Origin of the sequence: Pseudomonas sp. Teo4 (assembly GCF_034387475.1) — a bacterium.
In the GTDB taxonomy this organism is placed as follows: domain Bacteria; phylum Pseudomonadota; class Gammaproteobacteria; order Pseudomonadales; family Pseudomonadaceae; genus Aquipseudomonas.
In genome coordinates this window covers 1,033,554-1,056,014 of the sequence record NZ_JAXCIL010000002.1, presented here as the reverse complement: position 1 = coordinate 1,056,014, position 22,461 = coordinate 1,033,554, and the positions used below count along the sequence as shown (strand labels likewise).

Genomic DNA, 22,461 nt, shown 5'->3' with positions numbered 1-22,461 from the left:
GGGACTAGACCATGCATTTCACCATTCAACGCGAAGCCCTGTTGAAACCCCTGCAACTGGTCGCCGGTGTCGTCGAGCGCCGTCAGACCTTGCCGGTCCTGTCCAACGTTCTGCTGGTCGTGCAAGGCCAGCAGCTGTCGTTGACCGGTACCGACCTGGAAGTCGAACTGGTAGGCCGCGTGCAACTGGAAGACTCGGCAGAGCCTGGCGAAATTACCGTTCCAGCGCGCAAGCTGATGGACATTTGCAAAAGCCTGCCGAACGACGCCCTGATCGATATCAAGGTCGATGAGCAGAAACTGTTGGTCAAGGCCGGCCGCAGCCGCTTCACCCTGTCGACCCTGCCGGCCAATGATTTCCCGACCGTGGAAGAAGGCCCAGGCTCGCTCACCTGCAACCTGGAGCAAAGCAAGCTGCGTCGTCTGATCGAGCGCACCAGCTTCGCCATGGCCCAGCAGGATGTCCGTTACTACCTCAATGGTATGTTGCTGGAAGTGTCCACCGGTACGCTGCGCTCCGTTGCGACCGATGGTCACCGCCTGGCAATGTGCGCCATGAGTGCGCCGATTGAACAAGCAGACCGTCACCAGGTCATCGTGCCGCGTAAAGGTATCCTCGAGCTGGCGCGTCTGCTGACTGACCCCGAAGGCATGGTTAGCATCGTCCTCGGTCAGCACCACATCCGTGCGACCACTGGCGAGTTTACCTTCACTTCGAAGCTGGTCGATGGCAAGTTCCCAGATTACGAGCGCGTGCTGCCCAAGGGCGGTGACAAGCTGGTCGTCGGCGATCGCCAGGCGCTGCGTGAAGCGTTCAGCCGTACGGCGATTCTGTCCAACGAAAAGTACCGCGGTATTCGCCTGCAACTGGCGGCTGGCCAACTGAAGATCCAGGCCAACAACCCTGAGCAGGAAGAAGCGGAAGAAGAAATCAGCGTTGACTACGATGGCAGCTCGTTGGAGATCGGCTTCAACGTCAGCTACCTGCTGGACGTGCTGGGCGTGATGACGACCGAACAGGTTCGCCTGATTCTGTCTGACTCCAACAGCAGTGCCCTGCTGCAGGAAGCCGGCAATGACGACTCGTCCTACGTTGTCATGCCGATGCGTCTGTAATACGTAGCAGGCCCAATGTCCCTTCGACGTATCATGGTCACCGCGGTGCGCAACCTGCACCCGGTGACTCTCTCACCCTCCCCGCGCATCAATATCCTCTACGGCACCAACGGCAGCGGCAAAACCAGCGTGCTCGAAGCCGTGCACCTGCTTGGCTTGGCGCGCTCGTTCCGCAGTACTCGCTTGAACCCGGTCATCCAGTACGAGCAGCCGACCTGCACGGTGTTTGGCGAAGTCGAGCTGACTGAAGGTGGAACCAGTAACCTGGGGATATCCCGTGATCGGCACGGGGAGTTCACCATCCGTATTGATGGGCAGAATGCCAAGAGTGCGGCTCAGCTGGCCGAGCTGTTGCCGTTGCAGCTTATCAACCCTGACAGTTTTCGCCTGCTCGAAGGTGCGCCGAAGATCCGCCGACAGTTTCTGGACTGGGGTGTGTTTCACGTGGAACCACGGTTCATGTCGGCTTGGCAGCGTCTGCAGAAGGCTCTGAGGCAGCGGAACTCATGGTTGCGGCATGGTACACTTGACGCTGCTTCGCAAGCCGCCTGGGACCGGGAAATGTGCCTGGCCAGCGCGGAAATAGATGAATACCGTCGCAATTACATCAAGGCCTTGAAGCCTGTCTTCGAGCGAACCCTGAGCGAATTGGTCGAGCTGGACGGGTTAACCCTTAGCTATTACCGAGGCTGGGACAAAGACCGAGAACTCAATGAAGTGCTCGCCTCTTCTCTCCTCCGAGACCAGCAAATGGGCCATACCCAGGCCGGCCCACAACGTGCTGATCTGCGTCTGCGATTGGCTGCCAATAACGCGGCCGACATTTTGTCGCGGGGGCAACAGAAGCTTGTGGTTTGCGCGCTGCGCATTGCACAAGGCCACCTGGTTAGCCAGGCTCGCCGCGGTCACTGTATTTATCTCGTGGATGACTTGCCATCCGAGCTGGATGAGCAGCATCGCCGCGCGCTGTGCCGCTTGCTTGAAGAATTACGCTGCCAGGTGTTCATCACCTGTGTGGATCACGAATTACTGAGGGAAGGCTGGCAGACGGAAACGCCAGTTGCCTTGTTCCACGTGGAACAGGGCCGTATCACCCAGACCCACGACCATCGGGAGTGAATGCATGAGCGAAAATCAAACGTACGACTCCTCCAGCATCAAGGTGCTGAAAGGTTTGGATGCCGTGCGCAAGCGTCCCGGCATGTACATTGGCGACACCGATGATGGTAGCGGCCTGCACCACATGGTCTTCGAGGTGGTCGACAACTCGATCGACGAAGCCCTCGCCGGTCACTGCGATGACATCACTGTCATCATCCACCCGGATGAATCCATCAGTGTGCGCGACAACGGTCGCGGCATTCCGGTTGACGTGCACAAAGAAGAAGGCGTTTCGGCAGCCGAGGTCATCATGACCGTGCTGCACGCTGGCGGTAAGTTCGACGACAACTCGTACAAAGTGTCTGGTGGTCTGCACGGTGTAGGCGTATCCGTTGTTAACGCCCTTTCCGAGAAGTTGGTACTGACCGTACGCCGCAGCGGCAAGATCTGGGAACAGACTTATGTCCACGGTGTGCCACAAGCGCCGATGGCGGTTGTCGGTGACAGTGAAAGCACCGGTACTCACATCCACTTCAAACCGTCAGCCGAGACTTTCAAGAACATCCACTTCAGCTGGGACATCCTGGCTAAGCGGATTCGTGAACTGTCGTTCCTGAACTCTGGTGTCGGCATCCTGCTCAAGGACGAACGCAGCGGAAAGGAAGAGTTCTTCAAGTACGAAGGTGGCCTGCGCGCTTTCGTCGAATACCTGAACACCAACAAAACACCGGTCAACTCTCAGGTGTTCCACTTCAACGTTCAGCGTGATGATGGCGTGGGTGTTGAAGTCGCACTTCAGTGGAACGATAGCTTCAACGAAAACCTGCTGTGCTTCACCAACAACATTCCTCAGCGCGATGGCGGTACTCACCTGGTGGGCTTCCGTTCTTCCTTGACCCGCAGCCTGAACAGCTACATCGAGCAGGAAGGCCTGGCCAAGAAGAATAAGGTTGCCACCACCGGTGACGATGCCCGCGAAGGTTTGACCGCAATCATTTCGGTCAAGGTGCCAGACCCGAAGTTCAGCTCTCAGACCAAAGACAAGCTGGTTTCCTCGGAGGTGAAAACCGCCGTGGAACAGGAGATGAACAAGTACTTCGCCGACTTCCTGTTGGAAAACCCGAACGAGGCCAAGGCCGTTGTCGGCAAGATGATCGACGCTGCCCGTGCCCGTGAAGCGGCGCGTAAAGCGCGTGAGATGACCCGTCGCAAAGGCGCGCTGGATATCGCCGGCCTGCCGGGCAAACTTGCCGACTGCCAGGAGAAGGACCCTGCTCTTTCCGAACTGTACCTGGTGGAGGGTGACTCCGCGGGTGGCTCGGCCAAGCAAGGTCGTAACCGCCGCACTCAGGCCATCCTTCCGCTCAAGGGTAAGATCCTCAACGTCGAGAAAGCGCGTTTCGACAAGATGATCTCGTCCCAGGAAGTGGGCACGCTGATCACCGCATTGGGCTGCGGTATTGGTCGCGAAGAGTACAACATCGACAAGCTGCGTTATCACAACATCATCATCATGACCGATGCTGACGTCGACGGTTCGCACATCCGTACTTTGCTGCTGACCTTCTTCTTCCGTCAGTTGCCAGAACTGGTCGAGCGCGGTTATATCTATATCGCCCAGCCGCCGCTGTACAAGGTCAAGAAAGGCAAGCAAGAGCAGTACATCAAGGACGACGAGGCCATGGAAGAGTACATGACCCAGTCGGCCCTTGAAGATGCCAGCCTGCATCTGGACGAGTCGGCGCCAGCGGTGTCCGGTGTTCAACTGGAAAGCCTGGTGAACGAGTTCCGTGGTGTGATGAAGACGCTCAAGCGTCTGTCGCGTCTGTACCCAGAAGAGCTGACCGAGCACTTCATCTACCTGCCTGAAGTTACGCTCGATCAGTTGGCCGACCAAGCTGCCATGCAAGCGTGGCTGGCGAAGTTCCAGGAGCGCCTGAACAACAGCCAGAAATCTGGCCTGGTGTACCAAGCGAGCCTGCGCGAGGACAAAGAGCGCAACCTTTGGCTGCCGGAAGTTGAAATCACTTCCCATGGCCTGGCCAGCTACGTCACCTTCAACCGCGACTTCTTCGGCAGCAATGACTACCGCTCGATCGTCGTGCTGGGTGCCAAGTTGTCCACCCTGTTGGGCGAAGGTGCCTATGTGCAGCGCGGTGAACGTCGCAAGGCAATCAGCGAGTTCAAGGAAGCGCTGGACTGGCTGATGAACGAAAGCACCAAGCGTCACACCATCCAGCGATACAAAGGTCTGGGTGAGATGAACCCTGAGCAGCTGTGGGAAACCACCATGGACCCAACCGTGCGCCGCATGCTCAAGGTCACCATCGAAGACGCGATCGCTGCAGACCAGCTGTTCAACACCCTGATGGGCGACGCGGTGGAACCACGCCGTGACTTCATCGAAAGCAATGCGCTGTCGGTGGCTAACCTGGACTTCTGATCAGGTGTAGGTTCACAGAAAAGCACATTGGAATCACAAAAGGATGACCAGTCGGGCAAGCTTCATGGCTACCGCAGGTCATCACCAAGCCCGCGAAAGCGGGCTTTTGTTTGCTTGATCTCTAGCACTCTCTGCAATCGTCTGATTGATCCAGAGTGCTTCGCCATGACGCTGGAATCGCCTCGTCAGGGCGACCATAAGCCAGCGAGCCGATGCCCATGACTGGCAATTTCATGGGCGGCTGGAAGCTCGTGGTTACTTGACGTTGGCGCCCTGATATTCGGCGACCAGCTTGTCCAGGAAGGTGAACAGCTTCTGGTTCATCTCGTGCCAGTTGTTGGCACGCAAGGCGGCTGGCTGCTGAACGAAACGGCGATCGGTCAATGTGGCCAGTTCGCGCTCCGAGGCCGCTATCAAAAGCTCGACGACTTCACTGGTGAATTCCATGTGGCATTGGAAGCCATACACCAACGTGCCGTACTCGACGATCTGACGAGGGCAACCTTCGCTCACAGCGAGAATCTTCGCGCCTGGAGTCAGTCCTGGCATGTCGTTGTGCCAATGACCGACTTCAAGAACGTCGCCAAAATGTGCAACCTTGCTGTTGGCTTTGCCATCAGCCGTCAGGCTGATCGGGTACTTTCCGATTTCCTTTTCAGGGCTATGGCCAAACTTCGCACCCAGCGCTTCGCCGATAAGCTGAGAGCCAAGACAGATACCTACGACTGCTTTGTTGGCATTGATAGCTTGGCCGATCAGCCGGCATTCCGCAGCAGCATCGAAGTGTGGGCACTGTTCTACGGTAGTGGCGGGGTCTTGTGGTCCCCCAAGCACCACCAGAAGGTCAATGTTGTCTGCACATTCTGGGAGAGACTCGTTGGCGTAGACACGGGAATAGCTGGCTTCGTAGCCACGTTCACGGACCCAGGCTTCATATGCTCCAGGTGCTTCGAACGATTCGTGGACGATGAAATGAACTTTCATGACTGGTCTCTCAATAGTTGGGCCGCACGGCGACAGCAGAGGTCAGCAGTGCATGCTCGGTAGCGGGCGGCTACCGAACATGCCTGGTCAGATCACTTCTCGGCAGACAACTCGTCCAGCAGGCCTTTCAGGTAGGCACAGCCTTGAGCATCCAGAGGCTGCAGTGGCAGACGCGGTGCGCCGACATCCAGCCCCTGCATCTTCAAGCCGGCCTTGATGGTGGTGGGTAGCCCGCGACGAGTGATGTACTCAAGTAACTCGTATTGGCGGTAGAACAGCGCTCGTGCTTTCGCCAGGTCGTCGTTCTGAACTGCATCCCAAAGTGCCAGGTTCAGCTCAGGAATGAGGTTTGGTGCAGCGGTGCACCAGCCAGTCGCGCCAGCAACCAGCGCTTCCAGCGTTAGCGGATTGCAGCCGTTGTAGAACGCGACCTTGCCACCAGTGGCTTTGTACAAGCGATGCATGCGCTGAATGTCACCGGTACTTTCTTTGACCATGGTGACGTTTTTCACTTCACTTAGAATGCGCAGGATCAAGTCGACCGAGAGATCAGTGCCACTGGTGCCCGGGTTGTTGTAGAGCATGATCGGGATGTCGATAGCCGCCCCGACAGCTTTGTAGTGATCGACGATCTCGGTCTCGGTCAGCTTCCAGTAGGAAACTGGCAGTACCATCACCGCTGTCGCCCCGCAGGACTCTGCGAGTTGGGCACGTTGTACGGTGCGTGCAGTGGTCAGGTCTGAAACACTGACGACGGTGGGTACACGACCGGCAATCTTTTCCTGGCTGTAGCGAACAATCGACTCCCACTCGCTATCGGATAAGTAGGCGCCTTCTCCGGTGCTGCCCAGTGGTGCAATTGCGTGCACGCCGGACTGGATGAGGCTTTCGATGGACTTGCCAAGAGCGTTCAGGTCGACCGAACCATCAGCAGCGAATGGAGTGATGGTGTAGCCAATGACGCCGCGAATTTGAGGTGTAGACATACAAGGCACCTTTTGCCGTTTTCCAAGAATGAGTACAGCTGCAATTAGCCCAGGCAGTCGCCGTGGGCACGCAAGGCACGACGTGCGTAGTAACTGAACGCAGCGCCATGACGTTTTGGCGTGGAGATCCAGTCATGGGCTTCCTTGCCGAGGGATTCGGGAATCGGACGAATTTCACCAGCGCTCATGGCCAGTAACTGCATCTTGGCAGCCCGTTCGAACAGCTGAGCGAGCACGCAGGCTTCTTCGATGGAGCGGCCAGCGATCAGCAGGCCGTGGTGGGAGAGCAGGATCGCGCGCTTGTCGCCGATTGCCTTGGAGATGATCTCCCCTTCCTCATTACCGACGGGGACACCAGGCCACTCCTTCAAGAAGGCGCAATCGTCGAACAGCGGACAAAGGTCCATGTGCGAAACTTCCAGCGGCACTTCCAGCATCGAGAGGGAGGCACTGTGCAGCGGGTGGGTGTGGATGATGCAGTTCACATCCGGACGGGCCCGATACAGCCAGCTGTGGAAACGGTTGGCAGGGTTCGCCATGCCGTTACCGTTCAGTACCTTCAGGTCCTCGTCTACCACGAGAAGGTTGGATGCCGAGATCTCATCGAAGCCCAGGCCTAGCTGTTGCGTATAATAGGTGCCCGGTTCTTCAGCACGAGCCGTGATCTGGCCGGCGAGACCAGAGTCGTGACCAGCGTCGAACAGGATGCGACAGGTCAGGGCGAGTTTTTGCCGCGGCGTGTAGGTATTATCGATCAGCGCAGTTAGCATCTGCTTCTGGGCAAGCTTGACGAGCTGATCCTTCGAGGTCTGCATGGTCGTGGTCATGGTCGGTACCTGAACGAAGAAGAAAGCGATGTTTTCCCTGGTGGCCGCTGCAACGGCGCCAGGACACGAAGTGATCCTAATGACACAAAGTGTCATAAGCAATACCTGTGTCATTAATTTCAAGGAACAGCTTTGGATGTCGGTTCAGCTGAGAATTTTGCGTAAGAAGATGGGCATGACCCTGGAGCAGCTGGCAGTCCTGACCGGGTTGACGAAGAGCTACCTTTCCAAGGTGGAGCGTGGCATGAGCTCACCTTCGATTGCCGTGGCGCTCAAGCTTGCCAAGGCGCTCAACGTCCAAGCCGAAGAACTCTTCAGCACGGAAGCAGTGCCATCAGAGGGCTACAGCCTGGTGCGTCGCCAACAGCGTGATGCTTCTGATGATCAGTTGGCCTCTACTCATGTGCCTCTTGCACGGCATATCGGGCAGAGGGCGTTGCTGCCGTTCATGGTCTACCCTCCTCGCTCATTTGGGCACTCGGCCTTCAAAGAGCATTTGGGAGAAGAGTTCGTCTACGTTCATCGCGGCAGCGTTGAGGTCGATTTCGGTAGCGAGCGCCTGATCTTGGAGGAAGGCGACGCGCTGCACTTCAATGCGCAGAAATCTCACCGGATTCGTACGGTTTCGGAGATGCAAGCAGAGCTACTTGTGGTTGTGCACAGTTCGGAATAAGTAACTCACGTTATTAGCCATCACGGACACTGACGGGCTACCCCGGTATTTTCTGGCTGATGTTCCACGTGGAACCAAGTCGCTTCATCTTTCTTTCACCCATGAAAAAGCCCGCTTGCGCGGGCTTTTTCATGTTTCCAACAAAGGTCTCAATAGCCGCCGAGGATGTTGACGATCACGCCGCTGGCGATAGCGACCAACACATAGTCGCCGTTCACATACAACCAGCGGTGCTCGTGCGGTGGTGGCGGCAGGTGACGGGCTTTCCAGTCGGTCACCCAATAGCGGTCACCGCGATACATTGGTTCAACCGCATGGCCGCGCTTCCACTGTTGATGCGGCACCGGCATGCCCGGTTGCGGACGGAAGTTAGGGTTGCGATAAGACTGCGAATGGCTATTGCCTGGTCGCCCCTGTTGCTGGGGGTGTCCCTGATATTGCCCTTGTTGTGGTCGGCCATCATGTGATGGGCCACCATCGTGCCCCTGGGGTGGGCCAGGTTGGGCGAAGGTGGCCAGGGGCGCGCCGAGCATTAGGGCGGCGCAAAGCACGGTCAGGGTCTTTTTCATTGAATGCAGTTCCTCTACAAAGCAACGCCCCAGCTTCGGGCGTCAGGTACGGTTAACTGATCAGACAATGGTTCTTGAAGACTAATCCCTGCCTGGAGGTAAAGGTCCGGTAAAGAATTGGTGGGTATTTCTGCTCAAGAAGCGCTCAAGCCCAATGCCTTCAAGCGTCTATACAGGGTGCGCTCACTCATGCCCAGATGCTGCGCAAGCTCGCTGCGTGAACCGCGAAACTGCTCAAGGGCCTGCGCCAGCTCACCCAACTCATTAGGGCCTCTACTCGCTGCTGCACCGATTGAACTCTGCAAGCCGATATCCTCCGGTAGATGTTCGGGACGAATCAGCCCGTCATCGGCAAACAGTCTTGCCCGCTCCAGGATGTTGCGCAGCTCTCGGATGTTGCCGGGGAATGGATGTAGCGCGAGCTTCTTCAACGCGTCTGCGGTAAGTGAGAGTGGGGCCTTGCCCGCGCTGCGCTGCAACAGGCTTTCGGCCAGCAATGGCAAGTCTTCTACCCGCTCGCGCAGTGCGGGCAGGCGAATGGGGAAACCACTGATTCGGTAGTACAGGTCTTCACGGAAGGTGCCTGCCGCGACCATCTGCTTGAGCGGCTTGTGTGTTGCCGAAACCAGGCGGAAGTCCGAATGCACGGTACGCAGGCTACCCACGGGGCGGAAACTGCCGGACTCGATCAGGCGCAGCAGTTTGACCTGCATCGCCAGCGGCACTTCACCGATCTCGTCGAGGAACAAGGTTCCGCCATGGGCGGCTTCGGCCAACCCGATCTTGCGCTGGTTGGCCCCTGTGAAAGCGCCCTTCTCATAGCCAAACAGCTCGCTCTCGAACAACGACTCAGTCAGGCCGGTGCAATCGACCACCACCAATGGCCCATTGGCCCGTGGGCTGCCCATGTGGATGGCCCGGGCGAACAGTTCCTTGCCTGTGCCTGATTCGCCTTGCAGTAATACAGGAATCTGCGCGGGTGCTGCCCGCTGCAGGCTGGCCAGGGCCTGTTTGAAAGTAGGTGCTCGCCCCACCAGCCCCTGCTGCTGCGGTTGGGCCGAGGCGAGCGTGATGCTGGTGAGGCGTTCGACGAACGCGACTACCCTGCCCTGTTCATCGACGATTGGCCGCAACTCGACATCCACATGTTCAGGCCCGCGCGGGGTGTGGTGGATGTGCAGTACCCGCTCCGGCACTTTGCTGTCCCTAGCCTTGCGCATGGGGCAGTGCTCACCAGCCTGGTCACAGGGCACGGCGTAGTGGTGCGAGACCCGGTGGCACTTCTCGCCCACTGGCGCCTGCGCGTCGCTGCCAAACTGGCGGCGGTAGGCTGCGTTGGCGGCGAGGATGTTGTAATCGGTGTCCAGCACGATGGTTGGCAGCACATCGTGTTCGAGGTAGGACACCAGCGCTAGGATGGCGGGATGGGACGCTGTGGCGTGAAGCTCTGGCATGATGGCACCGATCGGATAACCCGGCGGAGAGTAGCAAGGACTGCCAAACACTGCCATTGGCTGTCAGTCGACTGCCACGATCACTGTCACCCGTTCGGTTGCAAGTTGGGCAAAGCCAGCAAAAACGCAGGAAGAATCTGAAAAACAGGCCGAAATGTTCTGGCATGCATCTTGATAAACCTCCAATCACTGCCTACGCCTCATACAAGGCGCGGTGGATAAATTGGAGAACGTGATGATCATCGGCAACAACCTTCACGTGGAAGCCTTCTTCGACAAGGCAACCTCGACCATCAGTTATCTGGTCCTGGATCGTGAGACGCTCAAGTGTGCGTTGATCGACAGCGTGCTGGACTACGACCCTAAGTCCGGGCGTACCTGCACGAAGTCGGCCGACCTTTTGATTGATCGGGTAAAAGCGCTGGGGGCCGAGGTCCAGTGGATTCTGGAAACCCATGTGCACGCAGATCACCTTTCTGCTGCCGCTTACCTCAAGGAGAAACTGGGCGGCCACACTGCCATCGGTGCTCACATTACTCAGGTGCAGAAAGTCTTCGGTGCACTGTTCAACGCCGAATCGGACTTCGCCCGTGACGGAAGTCAGTTCGATGTGCTGTTTGAAGACGAGGAAGGCTTCCGCATTGGCAATTTGCACGCCCGTGCCCTGCACACTCCTGGGCATACCCCGGCTTGCTTGAGCTATGTGGTTGAAGATGCGGGAGAAAAGGCGGTGTTCGTCGGTGACACGCTGTTCATGCCGGACTACGGCACCGCGCGTTGCGATTTCCCTGGTGCTGACGCACGAACACTGTACCGCTCGATTCGCCGCCTGCTCGCCTTCCCTGATCAGACCCGGCTGTTCATGTGCCATGACTACCTGCCGGGTGGGCGCGAGATGCAGTACGTCACTACCGTGGCTGAACAGCGCGCCAGCAATATCCACATTAAGCATGGCATCGAAGAGGACCAGTTCGTCGCCATGCGCGAAGCCCGCGACAAGACCCTCGACATGCCTGTACTGATCCTGCCTTCGGTGCAGGTCAACATGCGCAGCGGCCAGTTTCCCGAGCCTGAAGCCAACGGGGTGAGCTACCTGAAGATTCCGCTGAACAAACTCTGATCGCCTTTGCCCATAACGAGATTCCCAGGAAATACCGCCATGCCTGCCTTGCTGTCCCCTGCCAACACCTCTGATGCCGACCACCACAAAGTGGTAATAGTCGGTGCCGGTGCCGCCGGCATCGCCACTGCCTCAAGCCTGATCAGCCGCGACCCGTCGCTAGACATCGCGTTGATCGACCCTGCCGATGTGCACTACTACCAACCGGGCTGGACGATGGTGGGGGCTGGCGTGTTCAAGTCGACGAGCACTGCGCGCACCATGGCATCGACCATCCCCCGGGGTGTGCGGTGGGTCAAGGCGCGCGTCGAAGGTTTCGACCCTCAGGCTCAGCTGGTCACCCTCGAAGGCGGCCGCGCTATCAGCTATGAACAACTGGTTGTCTGCCCCGGCCTGAAGCTGGACTGGAATGCCATCGAGGGGTTGAGCGAAACCTTGGGGCGCAACGGTGTGACCTCCAACTACCGTTACGACCTGGCACCTTACACGTGGGAGCTGGTGCAGAACCTCAAGCAAGGCCGTGCGCTGTTCACCCAGCCACCGATGCCGATCAAATGCGCCGGCGCACCACAGAAAGCGTTGTACTTGTCCTGCGACCACTGGTTGCGCCATGGGCACCTGGGCAATGTGAAAGCCAGTTTCTTCAATGCCGGCGCGGTGCTGTTTGGTGTCGCCGACTATGTCCCCGCGCTGATGGCGTATATCGACAAGTACGGCGTGGACCTCAATTACTCACATCGACTTGTAGCAGTGGATGGCCCCAACAAGCGGGCTACGTTCGTTCGCACATTGCCTGACGGCAGCAGCGAAACCCGCACCGAAGCCTTCGACATGCTGCACGTGGTGCCCCCGCAAGTCGCTCCCGATTTCATCCGAAATAGCCCTTTGGCGGATGCAGCAGGTTGGCTTGATGTCGACCCACAGACCCTTCGTCACCGCACGTTCGGCAACATCCACGCCCTCGGCGATGTCGCCAACACCACCAACGCCAAGACGGCCGCTGCCGCGCGCAAGCAGGCGCCGGTGGTGGCCAACAATGTGCTGGTAGCGTTGGGAAGGCTCCCTACCCTTGCCCAGTACGACGGCTATGGCTCCTGCCCGTTGACCGTCGAACGCGGCAAGATCGTACTGGCTGAATTTACCTACGGTGGCAAGGTGGCACCCAGCTTCCCCCGCTGGCTGCTCGACGGTCGACAGGCAACCCGCCTGGCTTGGTTGCTCAAGGCAAGGCTGCTGCCGCCACTGTATTGGCAAGGCATGCTCAAGGGACGTGAATGGCTGGCACGGCCTCAGCCACTGGTGGTCGAGGGCGGACGGTGATCGAACATCAACTGCTGGGCGCTGGGTTGGGTGCAATCATTGGTGGGGTGCTGGCGCTGACCGGCGCGGGTGGCGGCATTCTTGCGGTGCCGCTGCTGGTGTTTGGCCTTGGCCTGTCGATGGTCGACGCCGCCCCTATTGGTTTGCTCGCCGTAGGGCTTGCCGCTGCCGTGGGGGCGGTGCTCGGTTTGCGAGAGGGATTGGTGCGTTATCGCGCCGCCCTGTTCATCGCCCTGATCGGCATCGCTGTTGCGCCGTTTGGGTTGATGCTCGCGCACCGTTTGCCCAACACACCATTGGCGTTGGTGTTCTCTGGAGTGCTGGTGTACGCCTGCCTGCGCATCTGGCGCAAGGCAGGCAAAGAACTGCGCGGCGAGCACAACGATGCCCATCGCTACATCGAGCCGTGCGTGCTCAACCCGCTGCAGGGGCGCCTGCGCTGGACGCTGCCTTGTGCACGTGCCCTGGCTTTTACCGGCGCGTTGTCCGGGTTGCTGTCAGGCTTGCTCGGTGTGGGCGGCGGCTTCGTGATCATTCCCGCCTTGAACCGCTACACCAATCTGCGCATGAAGAGCATCGTCTCGACATCGCTGGCGGTCATTGCTCTGGTCTCCACCGGCAGCGTAGTCAGCGCCAGCCTGGCGGGGTTGATGCACTGGCGGATTGGCGCGCCGTTCGCCATCGGCGCGGTACTTGGCTTGCTGCTGGCCCGGCCACTCGCTACCAGGCTCGCCGGACCGCGACTGCAGCAGATGTTTGCCGTGGCCGGGTGGTCGGCGGCCTTGTTGCTGGCCGGCAAGGCGTTACTCGGCTAGCAGCTCGGCCTGTTCAGCGGCGCACAGCGCCAGCAGGTAGTCCCAGACCACCCGCAGGCGCACGGACTTGTGCAGTTCCCTGCGCGAGCAGATCCAGTAGCTGCGTTGGATGGTTTCGCTGGGCAGCACACGCACTAGGGTCGGGTCGTGGCGTGCCATGTAGTTGGGCAGCACGGCGATGCCCAGGCCTGCCCGCGCGGCATGTTGCTGGGCGATCACGCTGGTGCTGCGGAACACCACGTTGGGCGCTCGGCAGAAACTGTTGAGAAACAGCAGCTCCTGGCTGAACAGCAAGTCATCGACGTAACCGATCCAGCTGTGGCGCGCCAGGTCGTCACGGTTGTGCAACGGTGGCGCCCGGTCCAGATAACTTTGGCTGGCATAAAGGGCCAGTCGATAATCGGTGAGCTTGCGGGTGATCAGCAGGTCGGCATTGGGCCGCTCCAGGTGGATGCTGATTTCCGCTTCGCGGTTGAGGATGCTGACAAAGCGCGGTACAGCCACCAGTTCCACTTCAAGGCCGGGGTACCGTTCGAACAACGCGTTCATGCGTGGGGTGAAGAACATGATGCCGATGCCTTCGGTCACCCCCAGACGGATCTTGCCCAGTGGCGTGATGGCCTGAGTGATTTCTTCCTGCGCCAGCAGGGCGACATTTTCCATGGCTTCGGCGTGTTTGAGCAGGGCCTGGCCGGAGGTGGTCAGTTCGTAGCCCTGGGCGTGCTGCACGAACAGCGGGGTGCCAAGGCTTTTCTCGATGCTCTCGATATGCCGGGCCACGGTGCTGTGGGTGGTGTTCAGGCGCTTGGCGGCGGTGAGCAGGCGGCCGCTGCGCTGCAACTCGAGGAAAAACCGCAGATCATTCCAGTCGAACATGCTTATCCCTTTGTGCTGTTCGTTGTGGCCTTTTCGCGGGTAAACCCGCTCCCACAGGTACAGCGTTGCTCTTTGGGGCACCGCTTTACCTGTGGGAGCGGGTTTACCCGCGAAGAGGCCAGCACAGACATTGAGCTGTACGAAAACGCACAGCGGCTGCGTGAAATCTCGTGTTTCCTCGTCGAAATTAATCAATAAGATGTAGGACGACAAGAACAATAATCAGGCGAGGTTACACATGCCATCAGCCGATTCTGTCTTCGACTACGTGGTCGTCGGGGCCGGTCCTGCCGGTTGCCTCCTAGCCAATCGTTTGTCCGCCGACCCTTCCTGCCGAGTGCTGCTGCTTGAAGCGGGGGGACGCGACAACTATCCCTGGATTCACATCCCTGTCGGTTACCTCTACTGCATCGGCAACCCGCGCACCGACTGGTGTTTCAAGACCGAAGCGCAAACCGGCCTGGGGGGGCGCAGCCTGGGTTACCCTCGGGGCAAGGTGCTGGGTGGTTGTTCCTCGATCAACGGCATGATCTACATGCGTGGCCAGGCCGCCGACTATGACCATTGGGCCGAACAAGGCAATGATGGTTGGGCCTGGAAGGATGTGTTGCCACTGTTCAAGGCCAGCGAAAACCATTTTGCCGGCAGCAGTTACCACCATGGCGGCGACGGTGAATGGCGGGTCGAGCGCCAGCGCTACAGCTGGCCGATCCTCGATGCCTTCCGTGATGCGGCTGAGCAGAGTGGTATCGCCAAGGTCGACGACTTCAATACCGGCGACAACCAAGGCTGTGGATACTTTCAAGTCAACCAGCGTAGCGGTGTGCGCTGGAACGCGTCCAAGGCCTTCCTGCGGCCGATCAAGGATCGCCCTAACCTGACCGTGCTGACCGATGTGCAGGTGGATCAGGTGCTGCTCAACAACACCCGTGCACGAGCGGTGAAGGCGCAATGGCAAGGTGCCTGGCATGAGTTCTCTGCACGCCGCGAGATCATCCTCTGCGCTGGCGCCGTCGGTTCTCCCGGTATCCTTCAGCGCTCAGGCATTGGCCCGCGCAAGCTGCTGGAAAGCCTCGGTATCGGCGTGCGCCACGACATGCCAGGGGTTGGTGGCAATTTGCAGGACCACCTGCAGCTACGCCTGATCTATGAAGTCCGTAACACCCGCACCCTTAACCAGATGGCCAACAGCCTGTGGGGCAAGTTGGGCATGGGCCTTCGTTACCTGTACGACCGCAGCGGCCCGCTGGCCATGGCGCCAAGCCAACTGGGGGCCTTCGTACGTTCGGGCCCGGAGCAGGCTACCGCTAACCTGCAGTATCACGTGCAACCCCTGTCGCTGGAGCGCTTCGGCGAGCCGCTGCACCGCTTCCCGGCCTTCACCGCGTCGGTGTGCAACCTGCGCCCGGCCAGCCGTGGGCGCATCGACATTCGTTCTGCCGACATGAACAGCACACCGCTGATCGACCCCAACTACCTCAGTGCCCCCGAGGACCTGCGCGTCGCCGCTGATGCCATCCGTCTCACCCGACGCATCGTGCAGGCCCCTGCCCTGGCCGCATTCGAACCCCGTGAGTACCTGCCCGGCCCGGCCCTGCAAAGTGAACAAGAGCTGTTCGAAGCCGCCGGCAAGATCGGCACCACCATCTTCCACCCGGTCGGCACCTGCCGCATGGGCAGTGGCTCGCATGACGTTGTGGATAACCAGCTGCGCGTGCACGGCATACCCGGCCTGCGCGTGGCGGATGCGTCGATCATGCCGCAGATCACCTCGGGCAATACCTGTTCACCCACCCTCATGATCGCCGAGAAGGCGGCCCAACTCATTCTCAAGGGGGCTACCACCCAGAGCAGCTTCAACGAAGACGCGATACCGACGCCCTGACCCGGGTGCGTGCAGTACCGGCAGCTTGCGGTCAGAGGCTGCCGACAGTGGAACAACAAGAATAATCACTGTGGCCTTCGGGCCGAGGACAGCAACGATGTCGGATTACATTCAAGAGCAGGGTGCGGCGGCCAGCAGCTCCAGTGGCCGTGAGGAACGCAAGATCATTTTCGCGTCATCCCTCGGGACGGTGTTCGAGTGGTATGACTTTTTTCTCTATGGCGCGTTGGCGGCGGTCATCAGCAAGCAGTTCTTTGCGGGTGTGAACGACACCACGGCCTTTATCTTCGCCCTGATGGCCTTCGCCGCCGGCTTCCTGGTGCGGCCATTCGGTGCGCTGGTGTTCGGCCGTCTGGGTGACATGATCGGGCGCAAGTACACCTTCCTGGTCACCATCGTGCTGATGGGTCTGTCGACCTTCGCCGTCGGCCTGCTGCCTACTTATGCCAGCATCGGCATTGCTGCGCCCATCATCCTGGTCGTGCTGCGCATGCTTCAAGGGCTGGCGCTGGGCGGTGAGTACGGCGGCGCAGCCACTTACGTGGCCGAGCATGCGCCACCTGGCAAGCGTGGTTTCCACACCGGCTTCATTCAGTCCACTGCCACCCTCGGCCTGCTGCTGTCGTTGCTGGTGGTGCTGGGCAGCCGTTACATCAGCGGTGACCAGTTTGAGGTCTGGGGCTGGCGTCTGCCCTTCCTGCTGTCGATCTTCCTGTTGGCAATCTCCACCTGGATTCGCATGAGCATGCATGAGTCGCCCGCCTTCGTAAAAATGAAGGCACAGGGCAAGGTGAGCAAGTCGCCCATTCGTGAGTCGTTCACCTCTTGGCCGAACCTCAAGGTGGTACTCACCGCCCTGTTCAGCATCAACGCGGGCCAGGCAGTGACCTTCTACACCGCGCAGTTCTACGTGCTGTTCTTCATGACTCAAATGCTCAAGATGGACCCGGCCCAGGCCAATACCTTGCTGATCATCAGCGTGGTGATTGGCGCGCCGTTCTTCGTGTTCTTCGGCTGGCTGTCGGACCGGGTTGGGCGCAAGCCGATCCTGATGCTGGGCTTGCTGCTGGCCACGGTGCTGTACTTCCCGATGTTCAAGGCGCTGAGCCACTATGCCAACCCACAGATCGATGCGGCCAGCCGTCAGGCGCCGATCGTGGTGACGGCTGACCCTAAGGGCTGCACGTTCCAGTTCGACCCGGTCGGCAAGGCGCGTTTTGACAGCCCGTGCGACAAGGTCAAGACCTTCCTGGTCAAGCAGGGCCTGCCCTACAGCTCGGTGAGTGCGGCGGGGACCGACGTCGTGGTGAGCATTGGTGACAAGGCCATCAATGGCTTCGACGAAGCGGCCATGCGTGCCGCGATCGAACAGGCGGGCTACCCGGCCAAGGCGGATCCGGCCAGTGTGAACCAGGTGATGGTGGTGGTGCTGATCGTGGCGATGATCCTGATCGCGACCATGACCTACGGCCCACTCGCAGCGGTAATGGTCGAGCTGTTCCCGACCCGCATCCGCTATACCTCGATGTCCTTGCCCTACCACATCGGCAACGGCTGGTTCGGTGGTTTCCTGCCGACGGTGTCGTTCGCGCTGGTGGTGTATACCGGGGATATCTTCTATGGGCTGTGGTACCCGGTGCTGGTGACGGGGATCAGCCTGGTGGTGGGGATTTTCTGCCTTAAAGAAACCAGAGATGTAGATATCGACAAGGTGTGATGCCCATAAAAAAACCGGCTGTAAAAGCCGGTTTTTTTATGCCTCGAAAAAACTTATGCACGATTTTCAGAAAAATGTCATACACAGAAATAAATAGCTAATTCAATAACTTAGAATCTACTAAAAGCATTTCATCCAAAAATTGCACACAAGTTATCCACAGATCGTCAGGCGATCTGCTCATGGGGTTTTTCATCTGCCGGTGGCAGCGATCCCATGGCGCGTTGGGTAGCCTCATTCCACGCCGCTGCGCGGTCGTTGAGCTCGGCGATGGCACGCGGGCCGGTGCCGTTTGCGTACATTGGCTCGCCGATCACCACCTCGATGGTGCCCGAGCGTTTGCCCCAACCTTCCTTGGGCCAGAACTTGCCGGCGTTGTGTGCGATGGGCAGCACTGGCAGGCCAGCGTTCACGGCCAGCGCGGTACCGCCACGGGAGAACTTGCCAACCGTGCCGAACGGCACGCGGGTTCCTTCCGGGAAGATCAGCACCCACACCTTCTGCTTGAGCAGCTGGTCACCTTTGCTGGCCACCTGGCGCAAGGCTTCCTTGGGGTTGTCGCGGTCGATGGCGATCGGCCGCAGCATGGCCATGGCCCAGCCGAAGAACGGCACATACAGCAATTCACGCTTGAGCACCTGGCTCAATGGCGAGAAGTACGCCGAGAGGAAGAAGGTCTCCCAGGTGCTCTGATGGTTGGACAGGATCACGCAAGGCTCGCTCGGCACGTTTTCGGCGCCGGTAACCTTGTAATCGATGCCGAGAATGGTGCGGGTCAGGAACACCGCGCAGCGGCACCAGTAAACGTTGATGAACTTGTAGCGCTTGGGGAATGGCAAAAATGGCGCGACAAAAAAGCTCAGGGAGCACCACAGCAGCGAACTGGTGCCCAGCAGCAGGTAAAAAAGAAAGATTCTGATCGCCTGCAGGATCGACATAGTGGCATGTACCGTTGCGGGGCGCGCCCGCCTGAGAAAAATGCGCCCGAAGGCGCACTGTTTAAATTAGTTCTCTGGCGATAGCTGCCAGATCGTCGAAAATCAGTGTAGTTTCAGGCACACCCTTTTCCAGGGTCCGCTCGCCCTTGCCGGTTTTCACCAACACGGGTTGTGCACCGACGGCCAGGGCGGCCTCCAAGTCACCTTTGCTGTCGCCGACAAACCAGACACCGCGCAGGTCGGCCTGGTAATGATCGGCGATTGCCCGCAGCATGCCGGGCTTGGGCTTGCGGCAATCGCAGCCTTCGTCCGGCCCATGCGGGCAATACACGATATGGCCCACTTCGCCCCCCTGCTCGGCCACCAGCGCGCGCAGGCGTGCATGCATGGCTTCGAGGGTTTCCAGCGGATAGTAGCCACGGGCAATGCCGGACTGGTTGGTGGCCACTGCCACCGTCCAGCCGGCCTTGCTCAACTGCGCGATGGCCTCGATCGAGCCGGGAATCGGAATCCACTCCTCCAGCGACTTGATGTAGGCGTCGGAGTCGTAGTTGATCACCCCGTCACGATCGAGAATCAGCAGTTTCAAGGCTTACCCCAGCAGCGAAATGTCGGCAACGCCCAGGAACAGACCGCGCAGGCGGCTGAGCAGGGCATAACGGTTGGCACGTACCTTGGCGTCCTCGGCGTTGACCATCACCGCCTCGAAGAAGGCGTCGACCGGGTCACGCAGGGCAGCCAGGCGGGCCAGCGCTTCGCTGTACTGACGTGCGGCAGCCATCGGTTGCACGGCCTGGTCGGCTTGCTGAATCGCCGAGTACAGGGAGAACTCGTTGGCATTGTCGAAGTACTTCGGCTCGACCTGGTCGGCGATGGCACCTTCGGCTTTGCTCAGCAGGTTCGACACACGCTTGTTCGCTGCGGCCAGGGCGTTGGCTTCAGGCAGCTTGCGGAAAGCCTGAACGGCCTGTACGCGCTGGTCGAAGTCCAGGGCAGAACCCGGCTGCAGGGCACGCACCGACAGGTAGGTGGAGACATCGATGCCTTCGTCTTCGTAACGCGCACGCAGGCGGTCGAAGATGAACTCCAGCACCTGCTCGGCCAGGCCAGCAGCCTTCACCTTGGCACCGAACTGCTTGACCGCGAATTCGACTGCGGCGGTCAGGTCCAGGTCCAGTTGCTTCTCGATCAGGATGCGCAGTACGCCCAGGGCGGCACGGCGCAGGGCATAGGGGTCCTTGCTGCCGGTCGGCAGCATGCCGATGCCGAAGATACCGACCAGGGTGTCGAGCTTGTCAGCAATGGCCACGGCAGCACCGGTCAGGGTCTGCGGCAGCTCGGCGCCAGCGCCACGCGGCATGTATTGCTCGTTCAGGGCCAGGGCGACGTCTTCCGGCTCGCCATCGTTCAACGCGTAGTAGTAGCCGGCAACACCCTGCATTTCAGGGAATTCGCCGACCATCTCGGTGGCCAGGTCGCACTTGGACAGCAGGCCGGCGCGACCGGCGCGCTGGGCATCGCCGCCAACCAGCGGGGCAATGAAGGCCGCCAGCTTGGAAACGCGCTCGGCCTTGTCGAACACGGTGCCCAGCTGAGCCTGGAACACCACGTTCTTAAGGCGCTCGTTGAAGGTTTCCAGCGGCTGCTTCTTGTCCTGCTTGAAGAAGAACTCGGCGTCGGTCAGGCGTGGGCGCACGACCTTCTCGTTGCCTTGCACGATCTGCTTCGGATCGCGGCTTTCGACGTTGGCCACGGTAATGAAACGTGGCAGCAGCTTGCCTTCGCTGTCCAGCAGGCAGAAGTACTTCTGGTTGTCCTGCATGGTGGTGATCAGGGCTTCCTGAGGCACTTCGAGGAAACGCTCCTCGAACGAGCACACCAGCGGCACCGGCCACTCGACCAGGGCGGTCACTTCGTCCAGCAGCGCCGGCGGCACGATGGCGCTGCCTTCCTGCTGCATGGCCAGCTCGGCGGTACGCTTGCTGATCAGCTCGCGGCGCTCGGCGAAGTCAGCCAGTACGTAGGCCTTGCGCAGGTCCTCAACGTAGTTGGCCGGGGTGGTGATGACCACGTTTTCCGGGTGATGGAAGCGGTGACCACGGGATTCACGGCCGGCTTTCTGCGACAGGATGGTGCAGTCGACGACCTGGTCGCCGAGCAGCATCACCAGCCACTGGGTCGGGCGCACGAACTCTTCGCGGCTGGCCGCCCAGCGCATGCGCTTGGGAATCGGCAGGTCGTTGAGCGAATCTTCGACGATGGTCGGCAGCAGGCTGGCGGTGGCCTTGCCTGGAATGTGCTGGGAGAAACGCAGCTTGGCGCCGCTCTGGTCGATTTCGGACAGCTCCACGCCGCATTTCTTGGCGAAGCCCAGAGCAGCCTGAGTCGGCTGGCCTTCGGCGTTGAACGCCGCCTGCATGGGTGGGCCATCGATGTTGATGCTGCGGTCTGGCTGCTGCACGTCCAGCTGACGAATCAGCACGGCCAGACGGCGTGGTGCGGCGTACACCTGTTTACCGGTGTAGTTCAGGCCGGCAGCCTGCAGGCCTTTCTCGATGCCGGCCAGGAAGGCGTCGCCCAGCGAAGCCAGGGCCTTCGGTGGCAGCTCTTCGGTGCCCAGTTCTACCAGGAAATCTTGAGCACTCATTGTGCAGCCTCCAGCTTCGCCAACACTTCGTCACGCAGTTCAGGGGTGGCCATCGGGAAGCCCAGGCGTGCGCGGGCTTGCAGATAGCTTTGCGCCACGTCCCGAGCCAGGGTACGTACGCGCAGGATGTAACGCTGGCGCTCGGTTACCGAGATGGCGCGGCGGGCATCCAGCAGGTTGAAGGTGTGCGATGCCTTCAGGACCATTTCATAAGTCGGCAGCGGCAGGTCAAGCTTGATCAGGCGGTTAGCTTCGCTTTCGTAGAAGTCGAACAGCTCGAACAGTTTCTCGACGTTGGCGTGCTCGAAGTTGTAGGTCGACTGCTCCACTTCGTTCTGGTGGAACACGTCGCCGTAGGTGACCTTGCCGAATGGGCCGTCGGCCCAGACCAGGTCGTACACCGAGTCCACGCCCTGGATGTACATGGCCAGACGCTCCAGGCCATAGGTGATTTCACCGGTGACCGGGTAGCACTCGATGCCACCAACCTGCTGGAAGTAGGTGAACTGGGTCACCTCCATGCCGTTCAGCCAGATTTCCCAGCCCAGGCCCCAGGCGCCCAGGGTCGGCGATTCCCAGTTGTCTTCGACGAAGCGGATGTCGTGGACCAGCGGATCCAGGCCGATGGCTTTCAGCGAGCCGAGGTACAGCTCCTGGAAGTTGGCCGGGTTTGGCTTGAGCACCACCTGGAACTGGTAGTAGTGCTGCAGACGGTTGGGGTTTTCGCCATACCGCCCGTCGGCAGGGCGACGGCTAGGCTGCACGTAGGCGGCGTTCCAGGTTTCTGGACCCACGGCGCGCAGGAATGTAGCGGTGTGGAAAGTGCCGGCGCCTACTTCCATATCGTAGGGCTGAAGCACCACACAACCTTGCTCGGCCCAGTAGTTCTGGAGGGCGAGGATCAGGTCTTGGAAGGTACGCACGGCTGGCGTAGGCTGGCTCACGAAATTCACCTGTATCTGGGGATGCGGATGTAAAGAGCGGGAGTATA

The 22,461-nt window shown here is 59.8% G+C and carries 19 protein-coding genes; 9 read left to right on the top strand and 10 right to left on the bottom strand.

The window, feature by feature from the left end; genetic code table 11:
- Positions 1–11 precede the first annotated feature (11 nt).
- The 3 genes from dnaN to gyrB are packed head-to-tail and all read left to right on the top strand — an operon-like array spanning position 12 to position 4,659.
- Positions 12–1,115 (top strand): DNA polymerase III subunit beta, encoded by a 1,104-nt coding sequence (gene dnaN, locus PspTeo4_RS21035; protein ID WP_322365867.1) that lies wholly within the window; start codon positions 12–14, stop codon positions 1,113–1,115.
- Positions 1,116–1,130: 15 nt separating this feature from the next.
- Complete coding sequence (recF, locus tag PspTeo4_RS21030) at positions 1,131–2,234, top strand: DNA replication/repair protein RecF (protein WP_322365866.1); 1,104 nt, start codon at positions 1,131–1,133, stop codon at positions 2,232–2,234.
- A 4-nt stretch (positions 2,235–2,238) separates the two neighbouring features.
- Complete coding sequence (gyrB, locus tag PspTeo4_RS21025; RefSeq protein WP_322365865.1) at positions 2,239–4,659, top strand: DNA topoisomerase (ATP-hydrolyzing) subunit B; 2,421 nt, start codon at positions 2,239–2,241, stop codon at positions 4,657–4,659.
- Between the two features lie 255 nt (positions 4,660–4,914).
- On the opposite strand, the gene PspTeo4_RS21020 is transcribed toward gyrB, so the two are convergent.
- The 3 genes from PspTeo4_RS21020 to PspTeo4_RS21010 form a co-directional block, all read right to left on the bottom strand.
- Positions 4,915–5,643: a type 1 glutamine amidotransferase gene (locus PspTeo4_RS21020; protein WP_322365864.1), complete on the bottom strand. Its 729-nt coding sequence runs from the start codon at positions 5,641–5,643 to the stop codon at positions 4,915–4,917.
- A 92-nt stretch (positions 5,644–5,735) separates the two neighbouring features.
- Positions 5,736–6,629 carry a dihydrodipicolinate synthase family protein gene (locus PspTeo4_RS21015; protein WP_322365863.1) on the bottom strand — a complete coding sequence of 298 codons (894 nt, stop codon included), beginning with the start codon at positions 6,627–6,629 and terminating at the stop codon, positions 5,736–5,738.
- Positions 6,630–6,673: 44 nt separating this feature from the next.
- Positions 6,674–7,456: an aldolase gene (locus PspTeo4_RS21010; RefSeq protein ID WP_322365862.1), complete on the bottom strand. Its 783-nt coding sequence runs from the start codon at positions 7,454–7,456 to the stop codon at positions 6,674–6,676.
- Between the two features lie 136 nt (positions 7,457–7,592).
- Here PspTeo4_RS21010 and PspTeo4_RS21005 point away from each other — a divergent pair, with 136 nt between their 5' ends.
- The gene (locus PspTeo4_RS21005) at positions 7,593–8,129 is read left to right on the top strand and encodes an XRE family transcriptional regulator (protein WP_322366909.1); all 537 of its coding nucleotides are present in this window, start codon (positions 7,593–7,595) and stop codon (positions 8,127–8,129) included.
- 149 nt (positions 8,130–8,278) lie between these two features.
- Here the strand turns inward: PspTeo4_RS21005 and PspTeo4_RS21000 are convergent, their stop codons facing one another.
- Both PspTeo4_RS21000 and PspTeo4_RS20995 read right to left on the bottom strand, forming a co-directional pair.
- Positions 8,279–8,698 carry an RcnB family protein gene (locus PspTeo4_RS21000; protein ID WP_322365861.1) on the bottom strand — a complete coding sequence of 140 codons (420 nt, stop codon included), beginning with the start codon at positions 8,696–8,698 and terminating at the stop codon, positions 8,279–8,281.
- Between the two features lie 134 nt (positions 8,699–8,832).
- Positions 8,833–10,152, bottom strand: a complete 1,320-nt coding sequence (locus PspTeo4_RS20995) for a sigma-54 interaction domain-containing protein (protein ID WP_322365860.1) — start codon at positions 10,150–10,152, stop codon at positions 8,833–8,835.
- Positions 10,153–10,387: 235 nt separating this feature from the next.
- On the opposite strand from PspTeo4_RS20995, the gene PspTeo4_RS20990 reads away from it, so the two are divergent.
- The 3 genes from PspTeo4_RS20990 to PspTeo4_RS20980 are packed head-to-tail and all read left to right on the top strand — an operon-like array spanning position 10,388 to position 13,407.
- Complete coding sequence (locus PspTeo4_RS20990; RefSeq protein WP_322365859.1) at positions 10,388–11,272, top strand: MBL fold metallo-hydrolase; 885 nt, start codon at positions 10,388–10,390, stop codon at positions 11,270–11,272.
- A gap of 39 nt (positions 11,273–11,311) precedes the next feature.
- The gene (locus tag PspTeo4_RS20985) at positions 11,312–12,592 is read left to right on the top strand and encodes an FAD/NAD(P)-binding oxidoreductase (RefSeq protein ID WP_322365858.1); all 1,281 of its coding nucleotides are present in this window, start codon (positions 11,312–11,314) and stop codon (positions 12,590–12,592) included.
- Positions 12,589–13,407 (top strand): sulfite exporter TauE/SafE family protein, encoded by an 819-nt coding sequence (locus PspTeo4_RS20980; RefSeq protein ID WP_322365857.1) that lies wholly within the window; start codon positions 12,589–12,591, stop codon positions 13,405–13,407. Before PspTeo4_RS20985 ends, PspTeo4_RS20980 begins: the two co-directional genes overlap by 4 nt.
- Here the strand turns inward: PspTeo4_RS20980 and PspTeo4_RS20975 are convergent.
- Positions 13,396–14,283, bottom strand: a complete 888-nt coding sequence (locus PspTeo4_RS20975; RefSeq protein WP_322365856.1) for a LysR family transcriptional regulator — start codon at positions 14,281–14,283, stop codon at positions 13,396–13,398. The two genes, PspTeo4_RS20980 and PspTeo4_RS20975, sit on opposite strands and share 12 nt — an antisense overlap.
- A gap of 238 nt (positions 14,284–14,521) precedes the next feature.
- Between PspTeo4_RS20975 and PspTeo4_RS20970 the strand changes: the two genes are divergently transcribed.
- Positions 14,522–16,168, top strand: a complete 1,647-nt coding sequence (locus PspTeo4_RS20970) for a GMC family oxidoreductase (protein ID WP_322365855.1) — start codon at positions 14,522–14,524, stop codon at positions 16,166–16,168.
- A gap of 97 nt (positions 16,169–16,265) precedes the next feature.
- Entirely contained in the window at positions 16,266–17,885 is a 1,620-nt protein-coding gene (locus PspTeo4_RS20965; protein ID WP_322365854.1) for an MFS transporter, read from the top strand.
- Between the two features lie 167 nt (positions 17,886–18,052).
- Here PspTeo4_RS20965 and PspTeo4_RS20960 read toward each other — a convergent pair whose 3' ends face one another.
- The 4 genes from PspTeo4_RS20960 to glyQ form a co-directional block, all read right to left on the bottom strand.
- Positions 18,053–18,823, bottom strand: a complete 771-nt coding sequence (locus PspTeo4_RS20960; protein WP_322365853.1) for a lysophospholipid acyltransferase family protein — start codon at positions 18,821–18,823, stop codon at positions 18,053–18,055.
- A 61-nt stretch (positions 18,824–18,884) separates the two neighbouring features.
- The gene (gene gmhB, locus PspTeo4_RS20955) at positions 18,885–19,412 is read right to left on the bottom strand and encodes a D-glycero-beta-D-manno-heptose 1,7-bisphosphate 7-phosphatase (RefSeq protein WP_322365852.1); all 528 of its coding nucleotides are present in this window, start codon (positions 19,410–19,412) and stop codon (positions 18,885–18,887) included.
- 3 nt (positions 19,413–19,415) lie between these two features.
- The gene (gene glyS / locus PspTeo4_RS20950; RefSeq protein WP_322365851.1) at positions 19,416–21,470 is read right to left on the bottom strand and encodes a glycine--tRNA ligase subunit beta; all 2,055 of its coding nucleotides are present in this window, start codon (positions 21,468–21,470) and stop codon (positions 19,416–19,418) included.
- A complete protein-coding gene (glyQ, locus tag PspTeo4_RS20945) occupies positions 21,467–22,414 on the bottom strand; it encodes a glycine--tRNA ligase subunit alpha (RefSeq protein ID WP_025337182.1) in 948 nt (315 codons plus the stop codon). Before glyQ ends, glyS begins: the two co-directional genes overlap by 4 nt.
- Between the last annotated feature and the right edge of the window lie 47 nt (positions 22,415–22,461).